The sequence below is a fragment of the Streptomyces sp. NPDC127092 genome (genome assembly GCF_042722475.1).
GTDB lineage: Bacteria > Actinomycetota > Actinomycetes > Streptomycetales > Streptomycetaceae > Streptomyces.
In genome coordinates, this window is the sequence record NZ_JBHXFE010000046.1 from 1 (window position 1) to 25,285 (window position 25,285).

General features: G+C 71.8%; 20 protein-coding genes and 1 pseudogene. 7 read left to right on the forward strand and 14 right to left on the reverse strand.

Annotation, left to right across the window (positions count from 1 at the left end; genetic code table 11):
- The first annotated feature begins 217 nt into the window (after positions 1 to 217).
- From ACFWJO_RS30280 to ACFWJO_RS30290, 3 genes are all read left to right on the forward strand, one after another.
- Positions 218 to 826, forward strand: a complete 609-nt coding sequence (locus tag ACFWJO_RS30280) for a hypothetical protein (protein ID WP_386870316.1) — start codon at positions 218 to 220, stop codon at positions 824 to 826.
- A 68-nt stretch (positions 827 to 894) separates the two neighbouring features.
- The gene (locus ACFWJO_RS30285; protein ID WP_386870224.1) at positions 895 to 1,683 is read left to right on the forward strand and encodes a TIGR04222 domain-containing membrane protein; all 789 of its coding nucleotides are present in this window, start codon (positions 895 to 897) and stop codon (positions 1,681 to 1,683) included.
- A 52-nt stretch (positions 1,684 to 1,735) separates the two neighbouring features.
- Entirely contained in the window at positions 1,736 to 2,446 is a 711-nt protein-coding gene (locus ACFWJO_RS30290; RefSeq protein ID WP_386870226.1) for a GNAT family N-acetyltransferase, read from the forward strand.
- Here ACFWJO_RS30290 and ACFWJO_RS30295 read toward each other — a convergent pair.
- On the reverse strand, positions 2,394 to 3,998 hold the full coding sequence (locus ACFWJO_RS30295; protein ID WP_386870228.1) for an AMP-binding protein: 1,605 nt from the start codon (positions 3,996 to 3,998) through the stop codon (positions 2,394 to 2,396). The genes ACFWJO_RS30290 and ACFWJO_RS30295 overlap by 53 nt on opposite strands.
- Positions 3,995 to 5,692 carry an AMP-binding protein gene (locus tag ACFWJO_RS30300; RefSeq protein ID WP_386870230.1) on the reverse strand — a complete coding sequence of 566 codons (1,698 nt, stop codon included), beginning with the start codon at positions 5,690 to 5,692 and terminating at the stop codon, positions 3,995 to 3,997. The genes ACFWJO_RS30295 and ACFWJO_RS30300 overlap by 4 nt, the downstream gene beginning before the upstream one ends.
- Before the next feature lie 162 nt (positions 5,693 to 5,854).
- Here ACFWJO_RS30300 and ACFWJO_RS30305 point away from each other — a divergent pair, with 162 nt between their 5' ends.
- Positions 5,855 to 6,655, forward strand: a complete 801-nt coding sequence (locus ACFWJO_RS30305; RefSeq protein WP_386870318.1) for a LuxR C-terminal-related transcriptional regulator — start codon at positions 5,855 to 5,857, stop codon at positions 6,653 to 6,655.
- Between the two features lie 147 nt (positions 6,656 to 6,802).
- On the opposite strand, the gene ACFWJO_RS30310 is transcribed toward ACFWJO_RS30305, so the two are convergent.
- Entirely contained in the window at positions 6,803 to 7,924 is a 1,122-nt protein-coding gene (locus ACFWJO_RS30310; RefSeq protein ID WP_386870232.1) for a winged helix DNA-binding domain-containing protein, read from the reverse strand.
- Between the two features lie 158 nt (positions 7,925 to 8,082).
- Here ACFWJO_RS30310 and ACFWJO_RS30315 point away from each other — a divergent pair, with 158 nt between their 5' ends.
- Entirely contained in the window at positions 8,083 to 9,207 is a 1,125-nt protein-coding gene (locus ACFWJO_RS30315; protein WP_386870234.1) for a magnesium and cobalt transport protein CorA, read from the forward strand.
- 257 nt (positions 9,208 to 9,464) lie between these two features.
- Here ACFWJO_RS30315 and ACFWJO_RS30320 read toward each other — a convergent pair whose 3' ends face one another.
- The 4 genes and pseudogenes from ACFWJO_RS30320 to ACFWJO_RS30335 form a co-directional block, all read right to left on the reverse strand.
- Positions 9,465 to 9,992, reverse strand: coding sequence for a flavoprotein (locus tag ACFWJO_RS30320; RefSeq protein ID WP_386870236.1), 528 nt, complete (start codon positions 9,990 to 9,992; stop codon positions 9,465 to 9,467).
- A pseudogene (locus ACFWJO_RS30325) lies at positions 9,989 to 10,252 on the reverse strand (transcriptional regulator); the annotation flags it as partial. The gene ACFWJO_RS30320 and the pseudogene ACFWJO_RS30325, both read right to left, overlap by 4 nt.
- A gap of 88 nt (positions 10,253 to 10,340) precedes the next feature.
- On the reverse strand, positions 10,341 to 10,742 hold the full coding sequence (locus ACFWJO_RS30330) for a hypothetical protein (RefSeq protein ID WP_386870238.1): 402 nt from the start codon (positions 10,740 to 10,742) through the stop codon (positions 10,341 to 10,343).
- Entirely contained in the window at positions 10,742 to 12,514 is a 1,773-nt protein-coding gene (locus tag ACFWJO_RS30335) for a hypothetical protein (protein ID WP_386870240.1), read from the reverse strand. Before ACFWJO_RS30335 ends, ACFWJO_RS30330 begins: the two co-directional genes overlap by 1 nt.
- 381 nt (positions 12,515 to 12,895) lie before the next feature.
- Here ACFWJO_RS30335 and ACFWJO_RS30340 point away from each other — a divergent pair, with 381 nt between their 5' ends.
- Positions 12,896 to 14,758, forward strand: a complete 1,863-nt coding sequence (locus ACFWJO_RS30340) for a TerD family protein (RefSeq protein ID WP_386870242.1) — start codon at positions 12,896 to 12,898, stop codon at positions 14,756 to 14,758.
- A gap of 120 nt (positions 14,759 to 14,878) precedes the next feature.
- Here the strand turns inward: ACFWJO_RS30340 and ACFWJO_RS30345 are convergent, their stop codons facing one another.
- The 6 genes from ACFWJO_RS30345 to ACFWJO_RS30370 all read right to left on the reverse strand — a co-directional run bounded on the left by ACFWJO_RS30345 (position 14,879) and on the right by ACFWJO_RS30370 (position 20,901).
- Entirely contained in the window at positions 14,879 to 15,562 is a 684-nt protein-coding gene (locus ACFWJO_RS30345; RefSeq protein ID WP_386870244.1) for a potassium-transporting ATPase subunit C, read from the reverse strand.
- Between the two features lie 6 nt (positions 15,563 to 15,568).
- Positions 15,569 to 17,677, reverse strand: a complete 2,109-nt coding sequence (gene kdpB / locus ACFWJO_RS30350) for a potassium-transporting ATPase subunit KdpB (protein ID WP_386870246.1) — start codon at positions 17,675 to 17,677, stop codon at positions 15,569 to 15,571.
- On the reverse strand, positions 17,674 to 19,338 hold the full coding sequence (gene kdpA / locus ACFWJO_RS30355) for a potassium-transporting ATPase subunit KdpA (RefSeq protein WP_386870248.1): 1,665 nt from the start codon (positions 19,336 to 19,338) through the stop codon (positions 17,674 to 17,676). The genes kdpB and kdpA overlap by 4 nt, the downstream gene beginning before the upstream one ends.
- Before the next feature lie 8 nt (positions 19,339 to 19,346).
- Positions 19,347 to 19,436, reverse strand: coding sequence for a K(+)-transporting ATPase subunit F (gene kdpF, locus ACFWJO_RS30360; RefSeq protein WP_386870250.1), 90 nt, complete (start codon positions 19,434 to 19,436; stop codon positions 19,347 to 19,349).
- Between the two features lie 200 nt (positions 19,437 to 19,636).
- Positions 19,637 to 20,521 (reverse strand): sigma-70 family RNA polymerase sigma factor, encoded by an 885-nt coding sequence (locus ACFWJO_RS30365; RefSeq protein ID WP_386870252.1) that lies wholly within the window; start codon positions 20,519 to 20,521, stop codon positions 19,637 to 19,639.
- Positions 20,518 to 20,901: a VOC family protein gene (locus tag ACFWJO_RS30370; RefSeq protein WP_386870254.1), complete on the reverse strand. Its 384-nt coding sequence runs from the start codon at positions 20,899 to 20,901 to the stop codon at positions 20,518 to 20,520. Before ACFWJO_RS30370 ends, ACFWJO_RS30365 begins: the two co-directional genes overlap by 4 nt.
- A 235-nt stretch (positions 20,902 to 21,136) precedes the next feature.
- Here ACFWJO_RS30370 and ACFWJO_RS30375 point away from each other — a divergent pair, with 235 nt between their 5' ends.
- On the forward strand, positions 21,137 to 23,155 hold the full coding sequence (locus ACFWJO_RS30375; protein ID WP_386870256.1) for a DUF2264 domain-containing protein: 2,019 nt from the start codon (positions 21,137 to 21,139) through the stop codon (positions 23,153 to 23,155).
- Here ACFWJO_RS30375 and ACFWJO_RS30380 read toward each other — a convergent pair.
- The gene (locus ACFWJO_RS30380) at positions 23,142 to 25,049 is read right to left on the reverse strand and encodes a protein kinase (protein WP_386870322.1); all 1,908 of its coding nucleotides are present in this window, start codon (positions 25,047 to 25,049) and stop codon (positions 23,142 to 23,144) included. The genes ACFWJO_RS30375 and ACFWJO_RS30380 overlap by 14 nt on opposite strands.
- Positions 25,050 to 25,285 lie beyond the last annotated feature (236 nt).

The following is a 25,285-nucleotide window of genomic DNA, read 5'->3' on the forward strand; positions in this document are numbered from 1 at the left end:
CCCGCAGGCCCGGCTGCGGCGGGGCAGCACCCGCAGGGGCCCGCCGAGGGGCGGCCCTCCGAGGGGCGGCCCTACGCCGCTGACGCCTCCGCCACCGGCTCCTCCCCCGGCTCCACCGCCGCCGGCACCACCGCCGCCGGCACCACGGCAGCAGGCCCGGGAGGCGGCACCGCCACGGGGAACGGTCCCGTCCCGGGAAGCGGGAGCGACGCCCGCACTGGGACCGGGACCGGCGTCGGCCCCGCCGGTCTCGCGTCGCCCTCCGCCGCACCCGGCGAGCCGGCACCAGGCGCCGGCTCCGTCCCGGCCCCCGGTGCCGCACACGCTCCCGCTTCCCCGCCCGCTCCCGCGCCCGCCGAGTCCTCCTCCTTCGCGCGCCGGCACCCCTCTCCGCCGGTCCCCCCCCGCCCCGGCGCACGCCCGTCCGGGTCCTGAGGCGGCCCGAGCCGCGTTCCGGCCGGTCACGATCAGGACCGCACGGGACGCCGTCGCCGCGTCCGCCGGGTACCTGCGCTGGCTGGGCTTCCGTGACGTCGTCCAGCCGGAGGAGCGCTCGGCCTCGGCCGTGGACCTGCGCGGGCCCGGGCTGGTCGCGCAGGTGGACCCGAGCACCCGGCCGACCGGACTGCGGGCGGTGGAGTGCCTGTGGCTGAACGGCCTCAGCAGTTCCTCCGTGAGCGTCTACTTCTCGCTCGCCGGATACACGCCCGAGGCCCACGAGCGGGCGGACGGCCTCGGCATCCCGCTGTTCGTGCTCGACCTCACCGGCACGCCCCAGCCCGTCAACCCGCCCGCCGGCGAGCTGCTCTCCTCCGGGGCTCCCTAACAGTTTCGGCCATTCGCACGTGACGACCGCCGCTCCCCCGGGCACAACTCCTTCGGGGGGTGGACGCCATGACGACGGGGATGTGGTGGTTCCTAGCGGTCGCGGCCGGTCAACTCGGACTGGCGGCCGTGCTGTTGCGTGCGCGCAGCCATGAGCAGCCGGAACTGCCGCCGCAGGCACTCGCGTTGCTGCGGGGCGGACCGCGGGCGGCGGTCGTCGTGGCGCTCGTCGCGCTGCACCAGCGCGGCGCGGTCGCGGCCGGGCGGCGGGGCACGATTCGCGCCAACGGCGGGGCGGGCCGCACCCGTGATCCGCTCCAGCTCGGCGTGCACCGCTCGCTCCAACGGGCCCTGACACTAAGGCTGCTCGCGACGCGGCCGAAGGCGCGGCAGGCGCTCGACGCGCTGAGCGCGGAGCTCGCCAGGACGGGGCTGCTCCGGTCGCCCGGACGGCACCGGACGGCCCGGGTCCTCCTCGTCTGCGTCCCGCTCACCGTCGCCGCGGGCCTGGTCGCGACCGGAGCGTCCGGACCGGCGCTGGCACTCGGGGCGCTGCCGGTGCTCGCCGCCGCGGCGCTGCTCACCGTTCCGCCGACGACCCGGGCGGCCCGGCGGCTGCTCGACGGCCTGCGCGCCCGGCACCCGCTGCCCGCGCACCGCCAGGAGGTCACCGAGGGCCGGGACGTGCTGCTGTACGTGGCGCTGTACGGCGACCCCGCGCTCGCCCTCTTCGTGCCGCACTTCTCCCGGGACGGCGGGCTGCTCGGCCGCCAGGCCCATCGCGAGGACGGCTACGCGACGGGCCGGGGCCTGAATCCGGAGACCGGGTTCACCTGCACGGGAGCGACGCCCGACTGAGGGCCCGTCCGCCTGTGACGCGCCGGCTGCCCCCGGCGCGTCATACTGGCGTATGCGCATCCGAGTGGCCGCACGGGCCGAACTCCTCCTGCTCCAGGACATCGAACGCGCCGCGGGCGAGGCCTTCCGCCCTCTCGGCATGGTGGAGATCGCCGACGACGAACCCCTGCCGCTGGACGTCCTGGAGAGCTATCGCCGCGCGGGCCGGGCCTGGGTGGCGGTGGACGCGACGGACCGGCCCGTCGCGTATCTGCTCACGGACACCGTCGACGGGGCCGCCCACATCGAACAGGTCTCGGTGCACCCGGACGCCGCCCGGCGCGGCGTCGGACGTGCGCTGATCGAGCACCTGGCCGGGGCGGCCCGGGAGCAGGGTCTGACGGCGCTGACCCTGACGACCTTCGCCGAGGTCCCGTGGAACGCCCCGTACTACACCCGGCTCGGCTTCCGCCGCCTCGACGAGGACGATCCCGGGCTCACCGAGGGCCTGCGCGCGATCAGCCGGACCGAGGCGGCGCACGGCCTCGCCGCCTGGCCCCGGGTGTGCATGCGCCGCGAGCTCACGACCGCCGGCGGCACCGGCCCGGGCGGCCCGGCGGGCCACACCGAGCAGACGCACCCGGCCGGCCCGGGCGACACCGCGCACGCGCACCCGGCCGGACCGGCCCGCGTGGCCGGCGCGGCGCGCGCGGCCCGCCCGGCGGGCACGGTCAGCCCGCCCCGTACCGCTCCCGCAGTTCCACCTTCCGCACCTTCCCGCTGACCGTCATCGGGAACTCGGTCAGGATCTCCACCCGGCGCGGGATCTTGTAGTGGGCGAGGCGGTCGCGGCAGAAGGCCGTGATCTCCTCCAGGGTGGGCGGGTCGGCCGGGTCGCGCGGCACCACGCAGGCCAGGATCTCCTCGCCGTAGCGCTCGTCCGGCACGCCCACGACCTGTACGTCGGCGACCTTGGCGTGCCCGTACAGGAACTCCTCGATCTCGCGCGGGTAGACGTTCTCGCCACCGCGGATGATCATGTCCTTGATGCGGCCGACGATCTGGACGTACCCGTCCTCGCGCATCACGGCGAGGTCGCCGGTGTGCATCCAGCGGCCCGGGTCGATCGCCTCGGCCGTCTTCCCGGGCTCGTCCCAGTAGCCGAGCATCACGCTGTAGCCGCGGGTGCACAGTTCACCAGCCGTGCCGCGCCCGACCGTCAGGCCGGTCGCCGGGTCGACGATCTTCACCTCGACGTGCGGCATCACCCGGCCGACGGTGCCGGTGCGCCGCTCCAGGTCGTCGTCACGGCGGGTCTGGGTGGACACCGGCGAGGTCTCCGTCATGCCGTAACAGATGGAGACCTCGGCCATGTTCATCTCGGCGACCACCCGCTTCATCACCTCCACCGGGCAGGGCGAGCCCGCCATGATGCCGGTGCGGAGGGAGGAGAGGTCGTACGAGGCGAAGTCGGGCAGGTCGAGCTCGGCGATGAACATCGTCGGCACCCCGTAGAGCGAGGTGCAGCGCTCCTCCTGCACCGCGCGCAGGGTGGCGGCCGGGTCGAAGGAGGGCGCCGGGATCACCATGCACGCACCGTGCGAGGTGGCGGCGAGGTTGCCCATCACCATGCCGAAGCAGTGGTAGAAGGGCACCGGGATGCAGATCCGGTCCTGCTCGGTGTAGGCGATCATCTCGCCCACGAAGTAGCCGTTGTTGAGGATGTTGTGGTGGGAGAGGGTGGCGCCCTTGGGGAAGCCGGTCGTGCCCGAGGTGTACTGGATGTTGACCGGCTCGTCGCAGGACAGCTCTGCGGGCGCGACGCCCTCCGGGGCCGTGCGGGCGAGGAGTTCGTCCCACGTGGGGTCGCCGAAGTAGACGGTCTCCCGCAACGCGGGGCAGGCGCCGCGCACTTGCTCGACCATGGCCCGGTAGTCGCTGCTCTTGTGGGTGAGCGAGGCGAACAGCAGGGAGATCCCGGCCTGGTTGAGCACGTACTCCAACTCGTGCGCGCGGTAGGCCGGGTTGATGTTGACCATGATGGCGCCGATGCGGGCGGTGGCGTACTGCACGAGGACCCACTCGGCGCAGTTGACCGCCCAGATGCCGACCCGGTCGCCCTTGGTGACGCCGCTGCCGAGCAGCGCGTCGGCGAGCCGGTCGACGTCGGCGCCGAACGCGGCGTACGTCCAGCGTCGCCCGGTGGGCAGGTCGACCAGCGCCTCGCGGTGGGGCCAGGCGGCGACGGCCCGGTCGAGGTTGGCGCCGATGGTGTCGCCGAGGAGTGCCGTGTCCGACACCCCGTGCGCGTACGAGAGTTCGGCGGTGTCGCTCACGCGAGGTCTCCTTCGGTGTACTCGGTGCCGGTGTCGCCCTCGGCCGTGAGCCTGCGCAGCTCGACGCGGCGGATCTTGCCGGAGACGGTCTTCGGCAGGTCGGCGAACTCGATGCGGCGGATCCGCTTGTAGGGGGCGAGCACCTCGCGTGAGTGCGCGAACAGCGCCTTCGCGGTGTCGGGGCCGGGCTCCCAGCCCGCGGCGAGGACGACGTACGCCTTGGGGACGGCGAGCCGCAGCGGGTCGGGCGCGGGGACGACGGCGGCCTCGGCGACGGCCTCGTGTTCCAGCAGGGCGCTCTCCAGCTCGAACGGACTGATCTTGTAGTCACTGGCCTTGAAGACGTCGTCTCCGCGTCCGATATAGGTGATATATCCCTCTTCGTCCCGAGAGCCGATGTCGCCGGTGCGGTAGTAGCCGCCGGCCATCGCCTCGGCCGTACGCTCCGGGTCGCCGTGGTAGCCGGTCATCAGGCCCACCGGGTCTCCGGAGAGGTCGAGACAGATCTCGCCCTCGTCGGCGTCCGGCCGCCCGGTGACCGGGTCGACGAGGGTGACCCGGAAGCCGGGGCTCGGACGGCCCATCGAGCCTTCCTTGAGCCGCTGGCCCGGGCTGTTGGAGACCTGCACGGCGGTCTCCGTCTGGCCGAAGCCGTCCCGGATCGTGACGCCCCAGGCGCGCCGCACGCTCTCGATGACCTCGGGGTTCAGCGGCTCCCCGGCGGCGACGACCTCGCGCGGCGGGGTGGCCAGCCGGCCGAGGTCGGACTGGATCAGCATGCGCCAGACGGTGGGCGGGGCGCAGAAGCTGGTGACGCCGTGCCGGTCCATCTCGGCCAGCAGCCGGGCCGGGTCGAAGCGCGTGTAGTTGTGGATGAAGACGGTGGCCTCGGCGTTCCACGGGGCGAAGAGGTTGGACCAGGCGTGCTTGGCCCAGCCGGGCGAGGAGATGTTGAGGTGGACGTCACCGGGCTTCAGGCCGATCCAGTACATCGTCGCCAGGTGGCCGACGGGGTACGAGGTATGGGTGTGCTCGACGAGCTTGGGGCGGGCGGTGGTGCCGGAGGTGAAGTAGAGCATGAGGGTGTCGTCGGCGAAGGTCGTGCCGTCCGGCTCGAAGGCCGGGGACTCGGCGTAGGCGTGCTCGTAGCCGAGCCAGGTCACGCCGTCGCCGCCCACCGCGATGCGGGTGTAGTCGCCGGGCACCTCGTCGAACTTGCCGGTGTCCTCCGCCCGTACCAGCACGTGCCGGGCCCGGCCGCGTTCGACGCGGTCGCGCAGGTCGGCGGGGCCGAGCAGCGGGGTGGCGGGGATGACGACCGCCCGCAGCTTCATCGCGGCGAGCATGGTCTCCCACAGCTCGACCTGGTTGCCGAGCATGACGATCATCCGGTCGCCGGCCCGGACGCCCTGCGCGCGCAGCCAGTTCGCGACCCGGTTGGAGCGCGCGGACATCTCGGCGAAGCTCACCTTCACCTCGGTGCCGTCCTCCTCGACGATGTGCAGCGCGGTGCGGTCGTTGCCCGCGGCGATGACGTCGAACCATTCGAGCGCCCAGTTGAACCGCTCGGGGCGGGGCCAGGCGAAGCCCGCGTACGCCGTCTCGTAGTCCTCGCGGTGCTCGAGCAGGAAGTCGCGGGCGGCCCGGAACCTTTCCGTCGCTTCCGTCGGCTCCGTCACGCTCGTTGCGGTCATGCGTCCTCGTCCTCCTCGTTGCGGGACCGTGCCCGGACATCGTGTAATCGGTGACCCAGGTCTCACTACCCCCGTTCGGGGGGAGACCGCGCACGCCGAGGAGGAGGTCCGGTGCGCGAACAGATCGAGTCGGTGGACGTGCGCGGCGTGGCGCACGGCGACGTGCGCGCGGACGCGGACGGCGACGTGCGCGGCGCCCTGCTGCGGCTGCGCCGCGGCACCGGCCTGCAGGTGGTGTTCGGCGGGCTGCTCCAGACCGGCGGCGGCGCGCTGCGGATCGCGGAGACGAACGGGGCGGTGACACCGGCGCTCATGGGGTTGACGGTCTCGGCCGGCTCGGGGCTCGGCGGGAAGTGTCTGGCCCTGTCCCGGCCCTGCGCGGTCACGGACTACCACTCGGCCCGGCACATCACCCACGAGTACGACGGCCCGGTGTCGGCGGAAGGACTGCGGTCGGTGATCGCGGTGCCCGTCGTGGTCCGCCGGCAGGTGCGCGGGGTGCTGTACGGCGCGCTGCGCGACGCGCTGCCGGTCGGCGAGCGGTTCTTCGACGCGGCGGTCGCGGCCGCCCGTGACGTGGAGCAGGCACTCGCCGTACGCGACGAGGAGCGCCGGCTCGCGGCCGAGCGCGAGGAGCTGCGCCAGGCGTACGGCGAACTGCGCGAGCTGGCGCCGCGCGTGACCGACCCGGAGCTGCGGGACCGGCTCCTCGCGGTGTGCGGCCGCCTGGAGTCGGCCTCCGCCGCCGGTGCGGGGCGGACGCCGGAGGTGGCGCTCACGCCGCGCGAGACGGACGTGCTCGCGGCGGTGGCGTCGGGCGCCACGAACGCGGCGGTGGCCCGGCGGCTCGGCCTCAGCCCCGAGACGGTGAAGGGCTATCTGCGCTCGTCGATGCGCAAGCTGGGCGCGCACACCCGTCTGGAGGCGGTGGTGGCGGCCCGCAGGGCGGGGGCGCTGCTGTAGCTCGCGGGGACTGGGGGGGAGGACCCGTCGGGGTCGGGTGTGGGCGATCTCGTACGGGACCGGTGGGGACGGGCCCTCAGGCGCTCGCGTGGACGATCTCGTACGAGGGGGGCGGACGAGCCCTACGGAACCGGTGGGGACGAGCCCTCACGTGCTCGCGTAGACGATCTCGTACGGGATGTCGCGCGGGCCCAGGAGCCGCAGGGTCCGCTCGGCCTCGGCGGTGAGCTCGGCGCGCTGGGCGCGGCTGGTCCGCCCGAACGCCTCGACGGTCAGGAGGGTCCTCTCCCTGTTCTCCTCCAGGTGCCAGATCCCGGCGAGGAACCCGTCGAGGAGGAAGACCCGGTGGGCCTGGTTGCCGCTCCAGGTGCGGGTGCGGTGCTCGGCGGGGACGACGCGCGTCCGGTCGGCGTGGGACAGGAGCAGGTTGTCGAACTCGGGCAGGAAGCGGGCCGGGGCGGGGGTGTCCTCGTCGGGCCGGGGCGCGTCGGGCAGGTCGAACAGCTCGGTGCCCTGCTCGTCGCGGAAGACGAGGAGGCCGGGGCGGAGCCGCTCGAAGGCGGGCCTGAGCCGGGTGAGACCGCACCAGGTCTGCATGTCCTGGACGGAGGCGGGCCCGAAGGCGCGGAGATACCGCACCACGGTCTCGTCGAGGTCGGCGGCGACGGTGTCGTCCACGGCGTCGCGGAACCACTGCCGCGCGGTGGTGAGCGCGACCTGCCCGCTGCGCCCCCAGAGCCCGCGGGGCGTGACCTGGACCAGCGGCAGCAGGCAGCGGGCGGCGACGGAGAGGGCCTGCGGGTCGGCGTCGGGCCACTCCTGGAGCAGGTGCTCGCGCAGTTCCTTCGGGGTGCGGGGCCGCTCCTCCAGGTAGTCGGCGGAGAGCCCGGCGAGCCGGTCGAGGTCGACGCCGTCGAGGCGCTTGAGGAACATCCGCAGCTCGCGGTCGACGGCCCCGGCCTGGACGAGGCGGCGCAGGGCGACGGCGTCGGCGGCGGTGTGGGTGTGCACGGTGGACCGCAGGGTGACGATGCGGGCGACCCGCCGGGCCTCCATCAGGCGGGACAGCTCCTCGGGCTCGAAGCCGTCGAGGCGGGCGGCGAGCGCGTAGTACGGGGGCTTGGTGTTCTGCGCCTGCAGCCCGACGAGATGGTGCACCGCCTGCTCGGCGGAGAGCGCCGCGGGCCGGAGCAGCAGCTGCCGGTCGAGGGTGGCACGGTTGAGGGCGCGGGCGGAGAGGACCGGGGGCGGTGTCGTCTTCGGGGCCATGGGGGCACGCTAGCGAGGATTGCGGACAGGTGGTGTCCGCGACCGGAGGAGGCGGCGCCGCCTCACACCGCACCGATATGGAGCGATTCGCCCACGATATCCTGCGAGTCGTCCACGGAGGACCCGTCTCGCACGCCCCGCACGGAGGAGACCCGACGATGTCCGACCGCCGCCCCCGCGCTGCCTGGCGGCGCGCACCGGAGCCGCCGGCCACCGCCTCGCCCGCACAGACGTCGGCGCCGGCGCCGGCGCCCGCGAGCCGGCCGAGCGTGGTCCAGGCGACCCTGTACCGCGACGGTCGCCGCGTCTCGTCCCCCGCCACCCTCGCGGAAACCTTCCGCCAGCTCCGGGAACACCCCGAAGGCATGGCCTGGATCGGCCTGCACCGCCCGACGGAGTCCGAACTCCACTCCCTGGCGGCCGAGTTCGACCTCCATGAACTGGCCGTCGAGGACGCGATGGAGGCCCACCAGCGCCCCAAGCTGGAGCGGTACGGGGACACGCTGTTCGTCGTCCTGCGCGCGGCCCGCTACCTGGACGCCCAGGAGGAGGTCGACTTCGGCGAGCTCCACGTCTTCGTGGGCCCCGACTTCGTCATCACGGTCCGCCACGGCGCGGCCCCGGACCTGTCGGCGGTCCGCCACCGCATGGAGAAGGACCCCGACCTCCTCGCCCTCGGCCCGGAGGCGGTCCTCTACGCGATCCTGGACGCGGTCGTCGACGGCTACGCCCCGGTGGTGGCCGGCGTGCAGAACGACATCGACGAGATCGAGACCGAGGTCTTCGGCGGCGACCCCGCCGTGTCCCGCCGCATCTACGAACTCTCCCGCGAAATGGTCGAGTTCCAGCGCGCGACCCGCCCGCTCGTCGGCATGCTCCACGGCCTGATGGCCGGCTTCGCCAAGTACGGCACGGACGAGGAACTCCAGCGCTACCTCCGCGACGTCGCCGACCACGTCACCCACACCAGCGAACGCGTCGACGGCTTCCGCCAGGCCCTGACCGAGATCCTCACGGTGAACGCGACGCTGGTCACGCAACAACAGAACGCGGAGATGCGCGCCCTGGCGGAGGCGGGCTTCGAGCAGAACGAGGAGATCAAGAAGATCTCGTCATGGGCAGCCATTCTGTTTGCACCCACATTGGTGGGAACGATCTACGGCATGAACTTCGACAACATGCCGGAGCTGCACTGGGCGGGCGGGTACCCGTTCGCGGTGCTGCTGATGGCGGTGGTGTGCACGAGTCTGTACGTGGTGTTCAAGCGGAAGGACTGGCTGTAGCGACCCACCCCAGACCCGTGATCCACTCAGCATGAGCAAACACCAGCTTGCACCTCCAGAACCCCCTGGGAGAATCTGGGGAGAAAGCGCGAGGAGAGGAACGCCCTACGCGTTCCCTGAAGGAACAGCCACCGCGTTCACCGAAGAATCAAGGCTCGCGTCCGGTTCGGAACACCCGCACTGTTCCGTAGAACGGCGAAACTGTCCCGAAACGGATCGCGCTCGCCACGATGGTCAGAAGGCAGGCCGGATCGCGTTCAGTCGATCTTGCCCTCCAGCAGCTCCAACGCTTCCTCCCACCGGAAGCGGTCCGCTCCCCCGCCCGCCTTCGGCCGGTGTGGCTCGTGCGACCCGACCAGCACGCCCATCTCCCGCAGCTGCTCCAGGCTCCGGCCGTACGCCGGGTGTGCGGCCATGGCCGCGTTCACGTACGGCAGGACGACCGCCGGGATGCCCATCCCGTACGCCTCGCACAGGATGCCCAGCGCGAGGGTGTCTGCGATGCCGGCGGCCCATTTGTTGATCGTGTTGAAGGTGGCCGGGGCGACGGCGATGGCGTCCGCTGGCGGGAGGGGGCGCGGGTCACCGGGGCGACGCCAGTCCGAGCGGATCGGATAGCCGGTCTGGGCCTCGATCGCCTCCGTGTCGAGGAAGCCAAGCCCCTGAGGCGTGGCTATGACGCCGACGCCCCAGCCCTGCTCCTGCGCGGCGGTGATCAGCTTGTCTGTGTCGCCCGCGATGCCGGCGGCACAGACAACGACGTACAGGAACGGCTGTGCGGTCACGCGGGCACTCCCAGTCGGCGGCTGAAGTGGTGGAGCTCGGGCAGCGTACGTCGCCGATCGCGGGCGGGCATGTCCGCGACCAGGTCGCGGACTACCGGGCGGCGTATGTCCTGGGCGGCGCAGGTCTCGGCGATACGAAGGGCCTGGTAGCCCTCGGCGAGGCGGCCCTGCTGGTGGTAAGCGTGGGCGGCCTCGACCCACAGCGCCGCTCGGCGTTCGGGGACGGGGATGTGGCGGCGCATGAGGGGCGCGGCGGCTCTGGAGCACCGGTGGGAGCTGAGTACGAGATGCTTCTCCCGCCCCCGGCTCCACGTGTCTCCTGATCGGGCGATGGTGCGCTCCCCAGTTTCAGGTCAGCAGCCCGCCGATGGCCGTGGCGAGAGCTTCTCCGCTCTGCTGGACAGCGGTCCCGAGGACAAGTGCGGGCAGTGCCTGTGCGATCCCCCTCAGCGTGTGCGCCTGTTCGGCCGGAGCCGCAAGTGAGTCGTTCGCGGTGCCCGCCATGGCTCTCAGAGCTTCCATGTGCTGCAGACCCGCCGCGTTGCGCTCCAGATCCACCCGGAACGCGACGAGGAGGGCTCGTACGGTGTCGACGTCGGTGACCCCGTGGGCCGATGCGGCCTGGTGCACATGAGAAATGTTCTGCCCCACGACGTTCTGGAGTGGGGCGTTGTTGTTGCCGCCGATGCTGATGCCCGTGCCGTGTCCCGACTCGGGTGTGGGGTCAGGTCGACGTCGTCCAATGGCCATCACTTTCCTCCTTGGCTGGTAGAGCCCTGACCGATGTTGCTGTTGTCGTTACCGACGATGTTCTGGATCGGCGCGTTGTTGTCGCCATAGATCTGGATGTTGTTGGTCACAGCAGCCACCTGCTGGTCGTAGGCGGTTGTGTCGATGCCCAGGTCCCGCAAGTAGGCAGCGACGGTGCGAAACACGCACGTTTCCATGAGGACGACGTGTCGCTTGGCGTCATCACTCTGATGCATGTCAGTGACTTCCTCGGTGGAGTATCGGTCCCGCAGGCTCACAGGGTCCTCTTCCTCTGCCCGACCCTCGATGCTCTCTCCGAGCGCGATCCGGGCGACCAGGCGCCACAACGTCAAGGGGCCGACGGCCGCGTCCAGGAGCGCTTGGACCGTCACCCACCTGAGCAGCCTCACACCGCGATTGCCGACGGGGACCGCTGTCACCTTCAGCTCGTTGTAGAGCGGGGTCATGACGTGCGGCCGTACGGTTAGACGCAACTCGCCTGCCTCCAGGGCGGCGTGAACGAACACGCTGACCACAACCTGGCCGTCCCAAGTGATGCACTGCGCGCGCAGATAGAGTCGCGTCGGCTCGCTGGAGGGCGACTTACGACCCCGACCAGTCAGGTCCGGCGCTGTCCCGTTCGCCTCCCGGGTCTGCTGTAGCCAGAGGTGGGCCGGCAGCCCGAGTACTCGCTCCATGGAAAACCCTGGCAGCGGGTCCGTGATCTCCCGTGCACCCCGGCCCAGTTCGTCGAGTGCCGCACCCACGCGCCGCAGCAGCTCCGCCTCGCCGAAGGGCTTGACCGACTCCTCGGGGTCTTTGGGTTTCAGAGGGATGTTGATGTGGGCGGCTCCCCAGAGGTCGCGCCCGGCGCCGATGAAGTGCTGGGAGGCGTCATAGGGCAGCTGGCGCCCCTCCTGCCCCTCCCCGATCTTCGCGAGCCTCCGGGTAGCCCTCGGCGCCGTCCACGGCAGCGTGTCGAGGGAGATCCGCTTGCGACTCAGCGCAGACAGAGCGGCCCTCACGACCAACCGGTCCCCGACGTACACCACTGCCATCCCAGCAAGCAAGCCGGCCGGCACCGCGACCAGCCCGATCCTCACCTCCGGCGCCGGTTCGTACGGCACCAGCGCCAGCATCCACGGAGCGACGAGAGGCAGATACGCCAACCACGGGCGGCGGGCCAGCCGACTGTTGAGCTTCTTCTTGCGCTGCGCTCGAAACGCCGCCCACCTCGTGGTGAGGGCGACCACGACCGCGGTCGCCCAGATCGCCGTCGCCCATGGAGAGACATACCCGGCCGCTGTCAGGAGCAACAGGAAGCAAAGACGCCGTAGCCACCGCCCGCGACGTGCACGCAGGCTGTGCGCCACCATTGGGACAAGATCGAACCCATACGACGGCACGGGCAATGGCGGGCCGTTCAGCACATGGTCGACAACCCACTGTGCCGTCGGCTCGCCCAGTGGAGGGCAATCGTCCCTGCCTTCCAGGTAAATGGGCCTGCGTGTACTACGCCGCGGCTTCTTCGGGGCGGCGCTCTTTCCCCGGAACTTGCGCCACCACGCCTTGAGCTCCTTCACTCGATCCGGCCGCGCATAGACCGCCTGGCACAGTAGCCGCGTCACCTCGGTGGCAGTCGGATCCACCTCCGCGGGGCGAGGTGTGTCGGCCGTCCGGGCAGCCCGTTGGACAGGCACACCGGGCCACCCGTCCGTGCACACCTCCTCCTGCTTCTTCTCCCGAGCTTTGCTGCCCCAGGCGATTCCCATGCCGCTTCCCCGTTCGCTTGTACGGCGGGCATCTTCACGACGAACGGCGGGAGCCGCCAGATCACAAAGGCGACATTGTGCGTAACAGGCCGCGAGACAAGTGGATTGGCCGAAACCTGATCAGGCAAGCGGGACGAAGTCGTCCGCAGAGAACTACACAAGGAAACACATACCGATGTGATCCCCGGGCCCGCACACTACAAGCACCGCCCCCGGCAACTGATGTCGCTCCGGCGTCTACGGAGGCGATCGATGCTTGTGCCCGGCCTGGGGTCCACCCGAGGATGGCGCCGCAGTCGGTCTCGAAGCCCCCAGTAGCAGCGAAGCCCAGCATCGATATCGGAAGGCTGACAGACCCTCCGCAGCAGCGAGGGAGGCTCCATGGGTTTCGGATTCCGCGTCGGTGTGCCGGGATTGAGCGTGCGCGTCTCGACGAGGGGCGTGCGGACATCCATCGGGCCGCGTATGGCACGCGTGAACGTGGGCGGCGGGCGAACGACGCTCTCGTCGGGCATGGGGCCCTTGTACGCCTCCACCGCGCTGGGCGGTGGGCGCCGTCGGAGCACGACGAGCCGCGCGCCACGTTCCGGCTCGGGCCCGCGGTCCGCCGTACCTTCGGGCGCGCAGCTGGAACGGGCTCGCCGACAGGCTGAGCGGGCCCGACAGGAGGCAGAACGCGACGCGGCCATCGCGCATCTGCAGGAACTGCGGCTGCAGATGACCAGCGTGCATCTGCCGTCTTTCTCCCCCGCCCGCCCACCGGTGGTGCCTGAACCCCCGCAACTGGGACTGCCCTGGGCGTTGGCCGAGGCCAGGACGTTCCATCTGGCGGGGCTCGGTGTGTTCGCCCGTGCAGAGCGCGCCGAGGCGAAGCGGCGGGCCGAGCAGGACGCGCCGGTTTACCTGGCCGCCGAACAGGCACGGTTGCACGGTATCTACGCCGCTTTGACCACCGAGGCACATCGCTGGTGGCAGGCCCTCGTCGCGAACGACGAGGCGACCGTGTGCGAGACGGTCAACTACGCCTTCTCCGACAACCCCGCCGCCGGCTGCGCGGTCGGGGTGGACGGCTCTGTGATGTCCGTGGTGATGCGGCAGCCCGACATCGACTCGCTCCCCGATCAGACTCCCGGAGTCACCTCCAGCGGGCGTCCCACGCTGAAGACGCTGACGAAGCGCGACCGGGTCCTGTGGTGGCTCACGGCCATGGGGTCCAACGTCATCGCCACCCTCAAGGAGGGCTTCGCCGTCGCGTCGGGAATCACCGCGATCGACCTCGCGGTGATCACCCGCATGCCGGACACCCAGCGGCTGGGGTTTGTGGCGTACGGCCGGTGGACCCGCCAGGCCATCGAGGCGGGCTCCTGGCGGCAGCCTGAGGACGCGCTGCGGTTCCTCGACATCGGCCAGGACGTGGCCTGCGCCGTCGCCACGACCGCCTCCGGAAACCTGTCGAGCACCATCAAGCCGCTGGACACCAGCCGTCTGCCGGGCCTGCAGAGCCTGCTCGACCACGCCCAGGACGACGCCACCTCGGTCGACGCCACACTGGCCGGCCTGGACGGCGACCTCCTCGCCAACGTCCCCGCCACCCACGATGTGCCGACCGCAGACCCCTACCGGATCCACACGTTCGCCGAGTGGAGGGCCCAGGCCCCGTCCCCGGCCCAGCTGCCCGCCACGGGCGAGCCCGTTCTCGCCGCCCCCGCGATGCTCACGCCTGGGCAGAACCTCACCCTGCCCGACGAGGCGTGGGAAGGGCTGAACATCACGTTCAGCTTCGACGGCGCAGACGCCGACCTCACGCTCTTCCTCACCGACGCGCACGGCCGGGTCACCTCCGACGAGGACTTCGTCTTCTACAACCAGCCTTCCGCCGCCGAAGGGGCCGCACGTCTCCTGGGGAAGCAGAACGATGGCACGCACACCATCGAGCGCGCCGCCGTCCACCTCGCGGCTCTGCCCGAACGCGTCCAACGCATGACGATCGCAATCAACATGGATGTCGACACCGGACTGACGTGCGACTCCCTCACCCGCGCAGGACTCTCCCTGAGATGCACTGCCGCCGCCTGGGCCTTCCATCCACCTGCCGACCCTGCCATCCGAGCAATGGTCGTGGCGGAGCTCTACCGGCACAGGTCCACCGAGGGTCTGCCGGTGTGGAAGCTCCGAGCGGTCGGGCAGGGCTGGGCAGACGGACTCGACGGCTTGGCCAGAGCACATGGAGTCGATGTGGTGTAGCCCATCGTGCACGGACGCTCCACTGACCAGCAGGAGGACTCGCTCCAGCGACTGCGCCTCGGGAGCCGGCAGCCGGGGTGTTCCCGGGCTGCCGGCTCCCGTGCGTCGGGCGCGAGGCCGTCAGTCCTTGGCCGCCACGAGGTTCCGCAGTGCGATGTTGAGCCGGAGGACGTTGACGCGGGGCTCGCCGATGAAGCCGAGGATGCGGTCGTCGGTGTGGTCGGCGACGAGCTTGTCGACTTGGGCGACGGTGAGGCCGTTCCTCTCCGCCACGCGGTGGACCTGGAGCTTCGCGTACTCCGGCGAGATGTGCGGGTCGAGGCCCGAGCCGGAGGAGGTGACGGCGTCGGCGGGGACGTCGGACGGCTTCACCTCGTGGTCGGCGGTGGAGTTGTCCTTGACGACGGCGGCCTTGGCGTCGGTGACCCACTTGATCAGGTCCGCGTTGTCGCCGGAGCGGTTGGTGGCGCCGGACAGGACGAGCGAGTACCGGGTGTTGACGCTGTTGCTGCCGAGGCCGTTGGAGGGGCGCGGCTGGAACCACCTCAGGTCCGGGGCCACCGGTTCCTCGGCGTCGGCCGGGTTCTTCTTCGGCAGGTCGTAGGTCTGGCCGATGAGTGCGGAGCCGACGACCCTCCCGCTCGCGTCCTTGATCTCGGAGCCGTTCGCCTTGTCGTGGAACAGGAGTTGGGCGACGCCCGTGACGGCGAGCGGGTAGAGCACGCCGCACACGACCGTGAGGACGAGCAGGGCGCGCAGGCCCGCCCAGAGGAGCCGCCCCGCGTTTCCGACAGAGTTGTTCATCGTGGATCAGCCGATTCCGGGGATGAGGGAGAGGAGCAGGTCGATGATCTTGATGCCGATGAACGGCGCGATCAGGCCGCCCAGGCCGTAGAGGCCCAGGTTGCGGCGGAGCATCCTGTCGGCGCTGGTCGGGCGGTACCGCACGCCCTTCAGGGCGAGCGGTACGAGCGCGACGATGATCAGGGCGTTGAAGACGACGGCGGACAGGATCGCGGACTCCGGCGAGGCCAGGCCCATGATGTTGAGCCTGTCCAGGGACGGGTAGGCGACCGCGAACATCGCGGGGATGATCGCGAAGTACTTGGCGACGTCGTTGGCGATGGAGAAGGTGGTCAGCGCGCCTCGGGTGATGAGGAGCTGCTTGCCGATCTCGACGATCTCGATGAGCTTGGTCGGGTCGGAGTCGAGGTCGACCATGTTGCCGGCCTCCTTCGCGGCCGACGTGCCCGTGTTCATCGCGACGCCGACGTCCGCCTGGGCGAGGGCCGGTGCGTCGTTGGTGCCGTCGCCGGTCATGGCCACGAGCTTGCCGCCGGCCTGCTCGCGCTTGATGAGGGCCATCTTGTCCTCGGGCGTGGCCTCGGCGAGGAAGTCGTCGACGCCGGCCTCTTCGGCGATGGCCTTGGCGGTCAGCGGGTTGTCACCCGTGATCATGATCGTCTTGATGCCCATGCGGCGCAGCTCGTCGAACCGCTGCCGCATGCCCTCCTTGACGACGTCCTTGAGGTGGATGACTCCCAGGACCCGCGCGCCCTTGCCGTCCTCGACGGCGACGAGCAGCGGGGTGCCGCCGGCCTCGGAGATCCGGTCCGTGAGCGCCTGCGCGTCCTCGGCGACGTCGCCGCCCTGCTCCTTCACCCACGCGACCACCGAACCGCTCGCGCCCTTGCGGATCTTCCGGCCGTCCACGTCCACGCCCGACATGCGGGTCTGGGCGGTGAACTCGATCCACGTGGCGTGGGCGAGCTCGCCGTGGTGGCGCTCGCGCAGCCCGTACGTCTCCTTGGCGAGGACCACGATCGAGCGGCCCTCGGGCGTCTCGTCGGCGAGTGAGGAGAGCTGGGCGGCGTCGGCGACCTCGGCCTCCGTCGTCCCGCGTACGGGCACGAACTCGGAGGCCTGCCGGTTGCCGAGGGTGATCGTCCCGGTCTTGTCCAGGAGCAGCGTGCTGACGTCGCCGGCCGCCTCGACGGCGCGGCCGGACATCGCCAGGACGTTGCGCTGGACGAGCCGGTCCATGCCGGCGATGCCGATCGCGGACAGCAGCGCGCCGATGGTCGTCGGGATCAGGCAGACCAGGAGCGCCGTGAGGACGATCAGCGAGGTCTGCCCGTCGGCCCCGGCGTAGATCGCGAAGGGCTTCAGGGTGACGACGGCGAGCAGGAAGACGATGGTGAGGGACGCCAGGAGGATGTTGAGGGCGATCTCGTTGGGCGTCTTCTGCCGTGCGGCGCCCTCGACCAGGTTGATCATCCGGTCGATGAAGGTCTCGCCAGGCTTCGTCGTGATCGTGACGACGATCCGGTCGGACAGCACCTTGGTGCCGCCGGTGACGGCGCAGCGGTCACCGCCGGACTCGCGGATCACCGGAGCCGACTCGCCCGTGATGGCCGACTCGTCGACGCTCGCGACGCCGTCGACGACGTCACCGTCGCCGGGGATGACGTCGCCGGCCTCGCAGACCACCAGGTCGCCGACCCTGAGCTCGGTGCCGGGGACCCGCTCCTCGCCCGTCTTCGTCAGACGGCGGGCGACGGTGTCGGTCTTGGCCTTGCGCAAAGTGTCGGCCTGGGCCTTGCCGCGGCCCTCGGCGACGGCCTCGGCCAGGTTGGCGAAGACGGTCGTCAGCCAGAGCCAGGCGGTGATGGCCCAGCCGAACCAGTCTCCGGGATGCAGCAGCGCGAGCGCGGTGGTCACGACGGAGCCGACGAGGACCACGAACATGACCGGTGACTTCACCATCACGCGCGGGTCGAGCTTGCGCAGCGCGTCCGGGAAGGACCTCGCCAGCTGCTTCGGGTCGAAGAGGCCCCCGCCGACGCGTCCGGCCGCCTCGGGCTCGTGCCCCGTGGGGACGTCCGGGTGGGGTGCCCGGGTGGGAGTGAGGGTGCTCATGCTGCGAGTCCTTCGGCGAGCGGGCCAAGGGCCAGGGCCGGGAAGTAGGTGAGACCGGTGATGATCATGATCGTGCCGACGAGCAGGCCGGTGAACAGCGGCTTCTCGGTGCGCAGGGTGCCCGCGGTCTCGGGTACGGGCGGCTGGCCGGCGAGCGAGCCGGCGAGCGCGAGGACGAACACCATCGGCAGGAACCGGCCGAGCAGCATCGCGATGCCGATCGTCGTGTTGAACCACTGGGTGTCGGCGTTCAGGCCGGCGAACGCGGAGCCGTTGTTGTTGGCGCCCGACGTGTACGCGTACAGGATCTCGGAGAAGCCGTGTGCGCCGGAGTTCGTCATCGAGTGCGCCGGGGTGTCCAGGGCGAACGAGGCCGCCGTGAAGCCGAGCACGAGCGCCGGGGTGATCAGGATGTAGCAGGCCGCGAACGTGATCTGGCGGGTGCCGATCTTCTTGCCCAGGTACTCGGGCGTGCGGCCGACCATCAGCCCGGCGATGAACACCGCGATGACCGCCATGACCAGCATGCCGTAGAGGCCGGAGCCGACGCCGCCGGGCGCGATCTCGCCGAGCTGCATGCCCAGCATCGTGATCCCGCCGCCGAAGCCGGTGAACGAGGAGTGGAAGGAGTTCACCGCGCCGGTGGACGTCAGGGTGGTGGCGACCGCGAAGATCGACGAGCCGCCGATGCCGAAGCGGGTCTCCTTGCCCTCCATGGCTCCGCCCGCGATGTCGAAGGCGGGGCCGCCGTGGTGGAACTCGGTCCACATCATCAGGGCGGTGAACGCCAGCCAGATCGTGGCCATCGTCGCCAGGATCGCGTAGCCCTGCCTGAGCGAGCCGACCATGCGGCCGAAGGTGCGGGTCAGCGCGAAGGGGATGACGAGGATCAGGTAGATCTCGAAGAGGTTGGAGAGCCCGTTGGGGTTCTCGAAGGGGTGGGCCGCGTTGGCGTTGAAGTAGCCGCCGCCGTTGGTGCCCAGTTCCTTGATGACCTCCTGCGAGGCGACGGCGCCGCCGTTCCACTGCTGCGGGCCGCCCGTGAACTGGCCGACCTCGTGGATGCCGGAGAAGTTCTGGATCGCGCCGCAGGCCACCAGGACCAGCGCGCCGACCACGGAGATCGGCAGCAGGACGCGGACGGTGCCGCGGACCAGGTCGGCCCAGAAGTTGCCGAGCTCGCCGGTACGGGACCGGGCGAAGCCGCGGACGAGGGCGACCGCCACGGCGATCCCCACCGCCGCCGAGACGAAGTTCTGCACCGCAAGGCCGCCGGTCTGCACGACGTGACCCATGGCCTGCTCGCCGTAGTACGACTGCCAGTTCGTGTTCGCCACGAACGACGCGGCCGTGTTGAAGGCCTGGTCCGGGTCGATCGAGACGAAGCCGAGCGAGCCGGGCAGCGAGCCCTGGAGACGCTGCAGCAGGTAGAGGAAGAGGACGCTCACCGCGGAGAAGGCGAGGACGCCGCGCAGATAGGCCGGCCAGCGCATCTCGGCGTCCGGGTCGGCGCCGATGGCCTTGTAGAGCCATCTCTCGGGCCGGAGGTGCTTCTTTGAGGAGTACACCCTGGCCATGTGGTCACCGAGCGGCCGGTACGAGAGGCCGAGGGCGACGACGAGGGCGAGCAGCTGGAGGATCCCAGCCAGGACGGGACTCATATCCGTACTCAGAACCTCTCCGGATCGACGAGGGCGAGGACGAGATAGACCAGCAGGCCGGCGGCGACCAGCAGACCGACGACGTTCTCGACAGTCACAGCTTCGCCACCCCCCTGGCGACGAAGGCCACCAGCGCGAAGACCGCGACCGTGGTGACGACGAAGGCCACGTCGGCCATCGTGAGCTCCCGAAAGTGTGTGGATGGAATGAGCGGTCCGTCGGACCTGTTCGAGAAAAGCTCATTCCAGCCACGACACCGTCGGCGTTGACGCCCTCCTAACGTGCACCCCGGCCGTCTTTACACATCCCGTACGGGGGCGGGCAGACGGATCGAGGCGAGCTTGGCCGGGTCCACGACGATGTGGATGCCGGTGATCCGGCCTCCGGTCACGGTGAAGGCGATGACGGAGAGAGGCGTGCCGTCGGAGCTCCACGACATGTGGCCGGGAATGCCGTTGACCAGCACGGGGCGCTGCCGGGCGACCTCGCCGGAGAACATGCGGGCGCCGGCGGCGACCTTGGTGGCACCGAGGGTGACGACCACGCCGCCGGCGGTGTCGACGGTCAGCCTCACGTCCGGGTCGAGGACGCGCAGGAGCGCTTCGAAGTCGCCGCCGCGGGCGGCGGCGCCGAACGCCCGGACGACCTCTCGGTGCTCACGGCCGGGGCCCGTCGTGCGGTCCGTGGCGCGGACCTTGCGGCGGGCACGGCTCGCGAGCATCTTGGCGGCGTCGGCGGATCTGCCCAGGATCGGGCCGATGTCGTGGAACGGGACCGCGAACATGTCGTGCAGGACGAAGGCCAGGCGTTCGCTCGGGGTGAGCGAGTCGAGCACGACGAGCAGGGCGAGGCCGACCGAGTCGGCCAGCACCGCCCGTTCGTCCGGCGCCGGATCGTCGTCGGGCGTCACCACGAGGTCCGCGAACTCCTGCTCGTACGCGGTCTCGGGCTGCGCCCGGCGGGATCTGAGGAGGTCCAGGCTGATGCGGCCGACGACGGTGGTCAGCCAGCCCGCCAGATTGGCGATGGTCGCCGCGTCCTGGCGGGCGAGACGCATCCAGGCCTCCTGGACGACGTCCTCGGCATCGGCGTGCGAGCCGAGCACGCGGTACGCGACGGCGCGCAGCCGGTCGCGCTGGGCTTCGAACGCCTCGGCCACGGAGCCGGGCGGACGGGCGGTCACGGCTTCCGCCGCTGACGCAGCGAGATCCGGTTGCCGTCCGGGTCCACCGCCTCGACGCGGACCCCGAACGGATAGTCCACGGGTGCGGACTCCTCGAAGACGACGCCGCGCCGCCGCATGACGTCGAAGTCCTTTCGCAGGTCCTCACATTCGAGGACCAGCGGACCGGGCACGGCCGTGCCGCCCGGCTGTCCCGCGGCCGCCGCGTGCGACCACAGGATGATCTCCACCGGGCTGCCGGGTATCCCGACGGTGAGGAAGCGTCCGTCGGGTCCCGGGAAGTCGAGCCGCTTCTCCAGGCCGAGACCCTCGGTGTAGAACTCCAGGGCGCGGTCCTGATCGGTGACGTAGATCGTCACGTACATGAGGCCGGTCGGCATCGTGTCCTCGATTCAGTCGTGGGAACGACGACCGTTCGTCGGCCGTCACCCCCATGACGGATGCCGGACGGCGAAGGTAACAGGATGATCCGCCGCGGCGGTCGCCGGGCGCACACGCGGGTCCCGTCGGCAAGGATCGAACGATCACAAGTGACCGTACGTTCATGACTTCTTGACGTTCGATCCGTCGCTCCCTAGATTCGGTCCGCCTGACCGGACCAAGGAGCGCACCCGCATGTCCTCGATCCCGCTTCCCCCCGAGGACCGTGTCCTCAGCCCCCGCACCGGCTGGACCCGGGCGCACTGGGAGGCGGTCGCCGACGGGCTGTTGACGTCGGCCCTGCGCCACGCCGGCCCCGGGCACGCCCTGATCGCCCTGCCCGGACCCCGCCCCAGCGTCTCGGGGACGCGGTCGGACGCCCTCGAAGGCTTCGCCCGGACCTTCCTGCTGGCCGCCTTCCGGATCGCGGGCGCGGCCGGCGACGATCCGCACGGCTTCCTCCCGCGCTACGCCGAGGGCCTGGCCGCCGGTACCCACACGCCGACCACCGACCGCGACCTGACCGGCGGGGACCCGGTCTCCTGGCTCGCCGTCGGCGACCGCAGCCAGCCCATGGTCGAGGCCGCCTCGATCGCGCTCGCGCTGCGCCTGACCCGCCCCTGGCTGTGGGACCGGCTCGACGCCCCGGTCCGCGAGCGCGTCCGGACCTGGCTCGCCGGAGCCCTGCACCACACCCCCGTCGACAACAACTGGTGGCTCTTCCCGTTCACCGTCGGCGGCTTCCTGACCGAGGTCGGCCCGGACGCGGACGGCGCCGCCCGGGCCGCCGTCGAGCGGGGACTGGCGAAGATCGAGCAGTGGTACCTCGGCGACGGCTGGTACACCGACGGCCGCCCGCGCGCCTTCGACCACTACAACGGCTGGGCCTTCCACCTCTACCCCGTCCTGCACGCCCATCTGGCCGGCGACAGGCGCCTGATGGACGTCTACGGCCCGCGCCTGAGCGCCCATCTCGACGGCTACTCCCGCACCTTCGGCGCCGACGGCTCCCCGATGCACCAGGGCCGCTCCCTCACCTACCGCTTCGCCGCCACCGCGCCGCTGTGGGCCGGCGCCCTCACCGGCCACACCCCGCTCGCGCCGGGCGCCACCCGCCGCCTCGCCTCCGGCTCGCTGCGCCACTTCGTCGACCGGGGCGCGGTGGACGCGGACGGGCTGCTCACCCTCGGCTGGCACGGCCCCCATCTCCCGCTCGTCCAGGAGTACTCGGGGCCCGCCTCGCCGTACTGGGCGAGCAAGGGCTTCCTCGGGCTCCTCCTTCCGCCCGACCACCCGGTGTGGACGGCGGCCGAGGAGCCCGCTCCGGTCGAGCACGCCGACGCGGTCGTCCCGCTCCCCCGGCCCGGCTGGCTGATCCAGTCCACCGCCGCCGACGGCGTCGTACGGCTCCACAACCACGGCAGCGACGACCAGCCGGCCGAGCAGGTCCTGCCCGACGATCCGCTGTACGCCCGCCTCGCCCACTCCACCGCCACCGGCCCGGTCCTCGACGGCACCCCGGACAACCACGTCGGCGTCCTCGTCGACGGCGAACTCAGCCTGCGCGGCCGGATCCGCCCGCTCGGCGCGGGCGAGGGCTGGGCCGCCTCCGCCCACCGGCCCCGCGTCGGGGGCGCCGAACTCCCCGGAGTCACCGTGACCTCCGTCGTCCTCGCGGCGGGTGCGGACGAGATCCACGCCCACCTGGTCACCGGCGCGCGGCCCGGCACCGAGGTGCGCCACAGCGGCTGGGCGGCGGCGGGCACGACGGTCGCGGAGAGCACGGACGGGCTGTCCGCACGGGTCGTCGCCACGACGCCGGACGGTACGCGGCTGACGTCGTCCATGCGGAACGTCCACGGGTACGGCATGGCCGCCACCCGGCCCGTACCGGGCGGCACCGCGTACGGAACGGCGGCCGCGCTGCCCGTCCTCAGCGGCACCACGGGTGCTACGGCCACCCTCTTCGTCGCCGCCACGAGGCTCGCCGGGGCGCGGCTCTCCGCGACGAAGCTCGCCGCGGCCAAGCTCGCCGGGGCGACGGCCTCCCCCGCGACGCCCTCCCCGGCCGAGCCGGAGGGCCTTCCGGCACTCCCCGTGCGGGTCGACGGAGCCCGGGTCCGGCTGCGCCGGCCCGACGGCACGGAGCTGGAGGCGGTGCTCGCCCCGGAGGCGGTCACCGTGACCGTGAACCGGCCGCTCAGCAGCGGATGAGCGAGCCGCCCGTGACGGTGGACTTGTCGGCGAAGATCCAGCCTTCGGTGTTCGTGCCCTGGATGCGGGCGAAGATCCACTTGTTGCCGTGGGCGTTGGTCACGTAGCAGTCGTACGAGACCTTCACGCCGGTCTTGATCACGGTCACGTACGAGCACTCCGCGTACGGCCCGGTGTAGAGGTGTGTGTTCTGGCTTGCCGCACCCACCCCGCTGCTGCGGTCCGAGTGGGCCCAGCCGGTGCACGCCGTCGACACCGGCGTGGGCTCCTTCACCGTCGAGCTGGGCAGGGCGTCCTTCGAGGCGGACGGCGACGCGGTCGGCTTGTCGTCCGCGTCCCCGTCGCCGTCGCCGTCACCGGGCGCCGCCGTGGGACCGTCGTCCTTCTGGGAAGGGGTGGCGGACGGCGTCGCGCCGGGGCTGATGGACGTCAGGTCCCCCGGGGAGGTCGCGCCGTCGGTCGCACCGCCCGCCTCGGACATGTCACCGTCGGCGGAGGTGCTCGCCGTGGGGAGCGCCGTGTCCGACCCGCCGGCGTCCTCGTCTCCGCGCATGCCGATCAGGGCGTAGGCGACTCCGCCGCAGGTGAGGACGGTTGCCGCGGCCACCGCGACGACGGTACGGGTGCGCCGGCGCCGCGCGCGGACGGCGGTGGCACGCGTCTCGGCCCGGCCGGCGCCACCGGCGGTCACGGCCGGCGCCATGCCCGGGTGCGCGGCGCCCGGGTGGACGGCGCCCGGATGCGCGACGCCCGGGTGGACGGCGCCCGGATGCGCGACGCCCGGCTGCGGAGCGGGAGCACCGTACGCGTCGGCCGGCATGGAGAAGGCGGCGGGCTGGGGGGCGGACTGGGAGAACGGCGTGGCGACGGGAGGGCCGAAGGCAGCCGGCGGGGGCGTGACGGCCTGCGGGGCCGGGGCGGGGGGCGGGGTCGCGCCGAGGCCGGGCGCCGTGCCGGGGTTCGGGGCCGTGCCCAGGCCCGGCGCCGTGCCGGGGTTCGGGGCCCCCGGGTGCACGCCCAGGCCCGCAGTCGGGGTACCGCCCGGCGTCGGGGCCGGCCCCGGCGTCCGGCCTGCGGCGACCGCCTCCAGCATGTCGCGCGCCTGCGCGGCGTCCGGCCGCTGCAGCGGGTCCTTCGCCATCAGCGCCTGGAGCACCGGGGCGAGCGGCCCCGCGAGGCGGGGCGCCGGAAGCGGGTCGCCGACGATCGCCGCGAGCGTGGACCAGACCGACGTACGGCGGAAGGGCGAGGCACCCTCCACGGCCGCGTACAGAGTCATGCCGAGCGCCCAGATGTCCGAAGCGGCACCCGGCACCTGGCCCTGGGCGCGCTCGGGCGGCAGGTAGTCGAGGGAGCCGACGATCTGGCCGCTCTGGGTCAGCTTGGCCAGGGCCTCCTCGCCGGAAGTGTCCATGCTGGCGATGCCGAAGTCGGTGAGCACCACACGGCCGCTGCTCTCCAGCAGGACGTTGCCGGGCTTGACGTCCCGGTGGAGGACGCCGGCCCGGTGGGCCGCGTCGAGCGCGTCCATCAGCTTCGCGCCGATCGCGGCCGCTTCGCGCGGGTCCATGGGGCCGCGCTCCGTCAGCACGTCGTCGAGGGAGGGTCCGTCGACCAGCTCCATGACGATGACGGGCAGTCCCTGCTCCTCGACGACGTCGTGCACGGTGACCACGCCGCTGTGCCGGATGCGGGCGGCGGCCTGCGCCTCGCGCTGCATCCGGACCCGCAGGTCGGCCAGTTCGGCCGGGGAGGCGTCGGTGTAGGCCCGCAGCACCTTGACGGCGACCTCGCGGTTCAGCAGCTGGTCCACCGCCCGGGCGACCACGCCCATGCCCCCGCGGCCGATCATCGCGGTCACGCGGTATCGACCGCCCAGGACCTGGCCGACCATGTCGGCGCCGTTCGCCCCCGTCACCTGTCACATCCCGTTCGTCGTACTGTTCGAAGTCCGCCACTAAGCGGGCACCAGGGTAGGGGTTCGCGTGTGTGCGAGTGCGCACGGCCCAGCCCTCGATACACGGGTGCGCGGAGCAACGACGGAGACCATCGGGACATCTGAGACGAGATCAGGACACACGCCCCGGCGTCCTCACCTCGTCCTGCGGGTGGCGCGCCGGAAAAGCGTGC

Coding starts and splice junctions, on each gene's coding strand:
- ACFWJO_RS30285 (WP_386870224.1), top strand. CDS start 895: ATGACGACGGGGATGTGGTGGTTCCTAGCGGTCGCGGCCGGTCAACTC.
- ACFWJO_RS30290 (WP_386870226.1), top strand. CDS start 1,736: ATGCGCATCCGAGTGGCCGCACGGGCCGAACTCCTCCTGCTCCAGGAC.
- ACFWJO_RS30300 (WP_386870230.1), bottom strand. CDS start 5,692: ATGACCGCAACGAGCGTGACGGAGCCGACGGAAGCGACGGAAAGGTTC.
- ACFWJO_RS30310 (WP_386870232.1), bottom strand. CDS start 7,924: ATGGCCCCGAAGACGACACCGCCCCCGGTCCTCTCCGCCCGCGCCCTC.
- ACFWJO_RS30315 (WP_386870234.1), top strand. CDS start 8,083: ATGTCCGACCGCCGCCCCCGCGCTGCCTGGCGGCGCGCACCGGAGCCG.
- ACFWJO_RS30330 (WP_386870238.1), bottom strand. CDS start 10,742: ATGGCCATTGGACGACGTCGACCTGACCCCACACCCGAGTCGGGACAC.
- ACFWJO_RS30335 (WP_386870240.1), bottom strand. CDS start 12,514: ATGGGAATCGCCTGGGGCAGCAAAGCTCGGGAGAAGAAGCAGGAGGAG.
- ACFWJO_RS30340 (WP_386870242.1), top strand. CDS start 12,896: ATGGGTTTCGGATTCCGCGTCGGTGTGCCGGGATTGAGCGTGCGCGTC.
- ACFWJO_RS30345 (WP_386870244.1), bottom strand. CDS start 15,562: ATGAACAACTCTGTCGGAAACGCGGGGCGGCTCCTCTGGGCGGGCCTG.
- kdpB (WP_386870246.1), bottom strand. CDS start 17,677: ATGAGCACCCTCACTCCCACCCGGGCACCCCACCCGGACGTCCCCACG.
- kdpA (WP_386870248.1), bottom strand. CDS start 19,338: ATGAGTCCCGTCCTGGCTGGGATCCTCCAGCTGCTCGCCCTCGTCGTC.
- ACFWJO_RS30370 (WP_386870254.1), bottom strand. CDS start 20,901: ATGCCGACCGGCCTCATGTACGTGACGATCTACGTCACCGATCAGGAC.
- ACFWJO_RS30375 (WP_386870256.1), top strand. CDS start 21,137: ATGTCCTCGATCCCGCTTCCCCCCGAGGACCGTGTCCTCAGCCCCCGC.
- ACFWJO_RS30380 (WP_386870322.1), bottom strand. CDS start 25,049: ATGGTCGGCCAGGTCCTGGGCGGTCGATACCGCGTGACCGCGATGATC.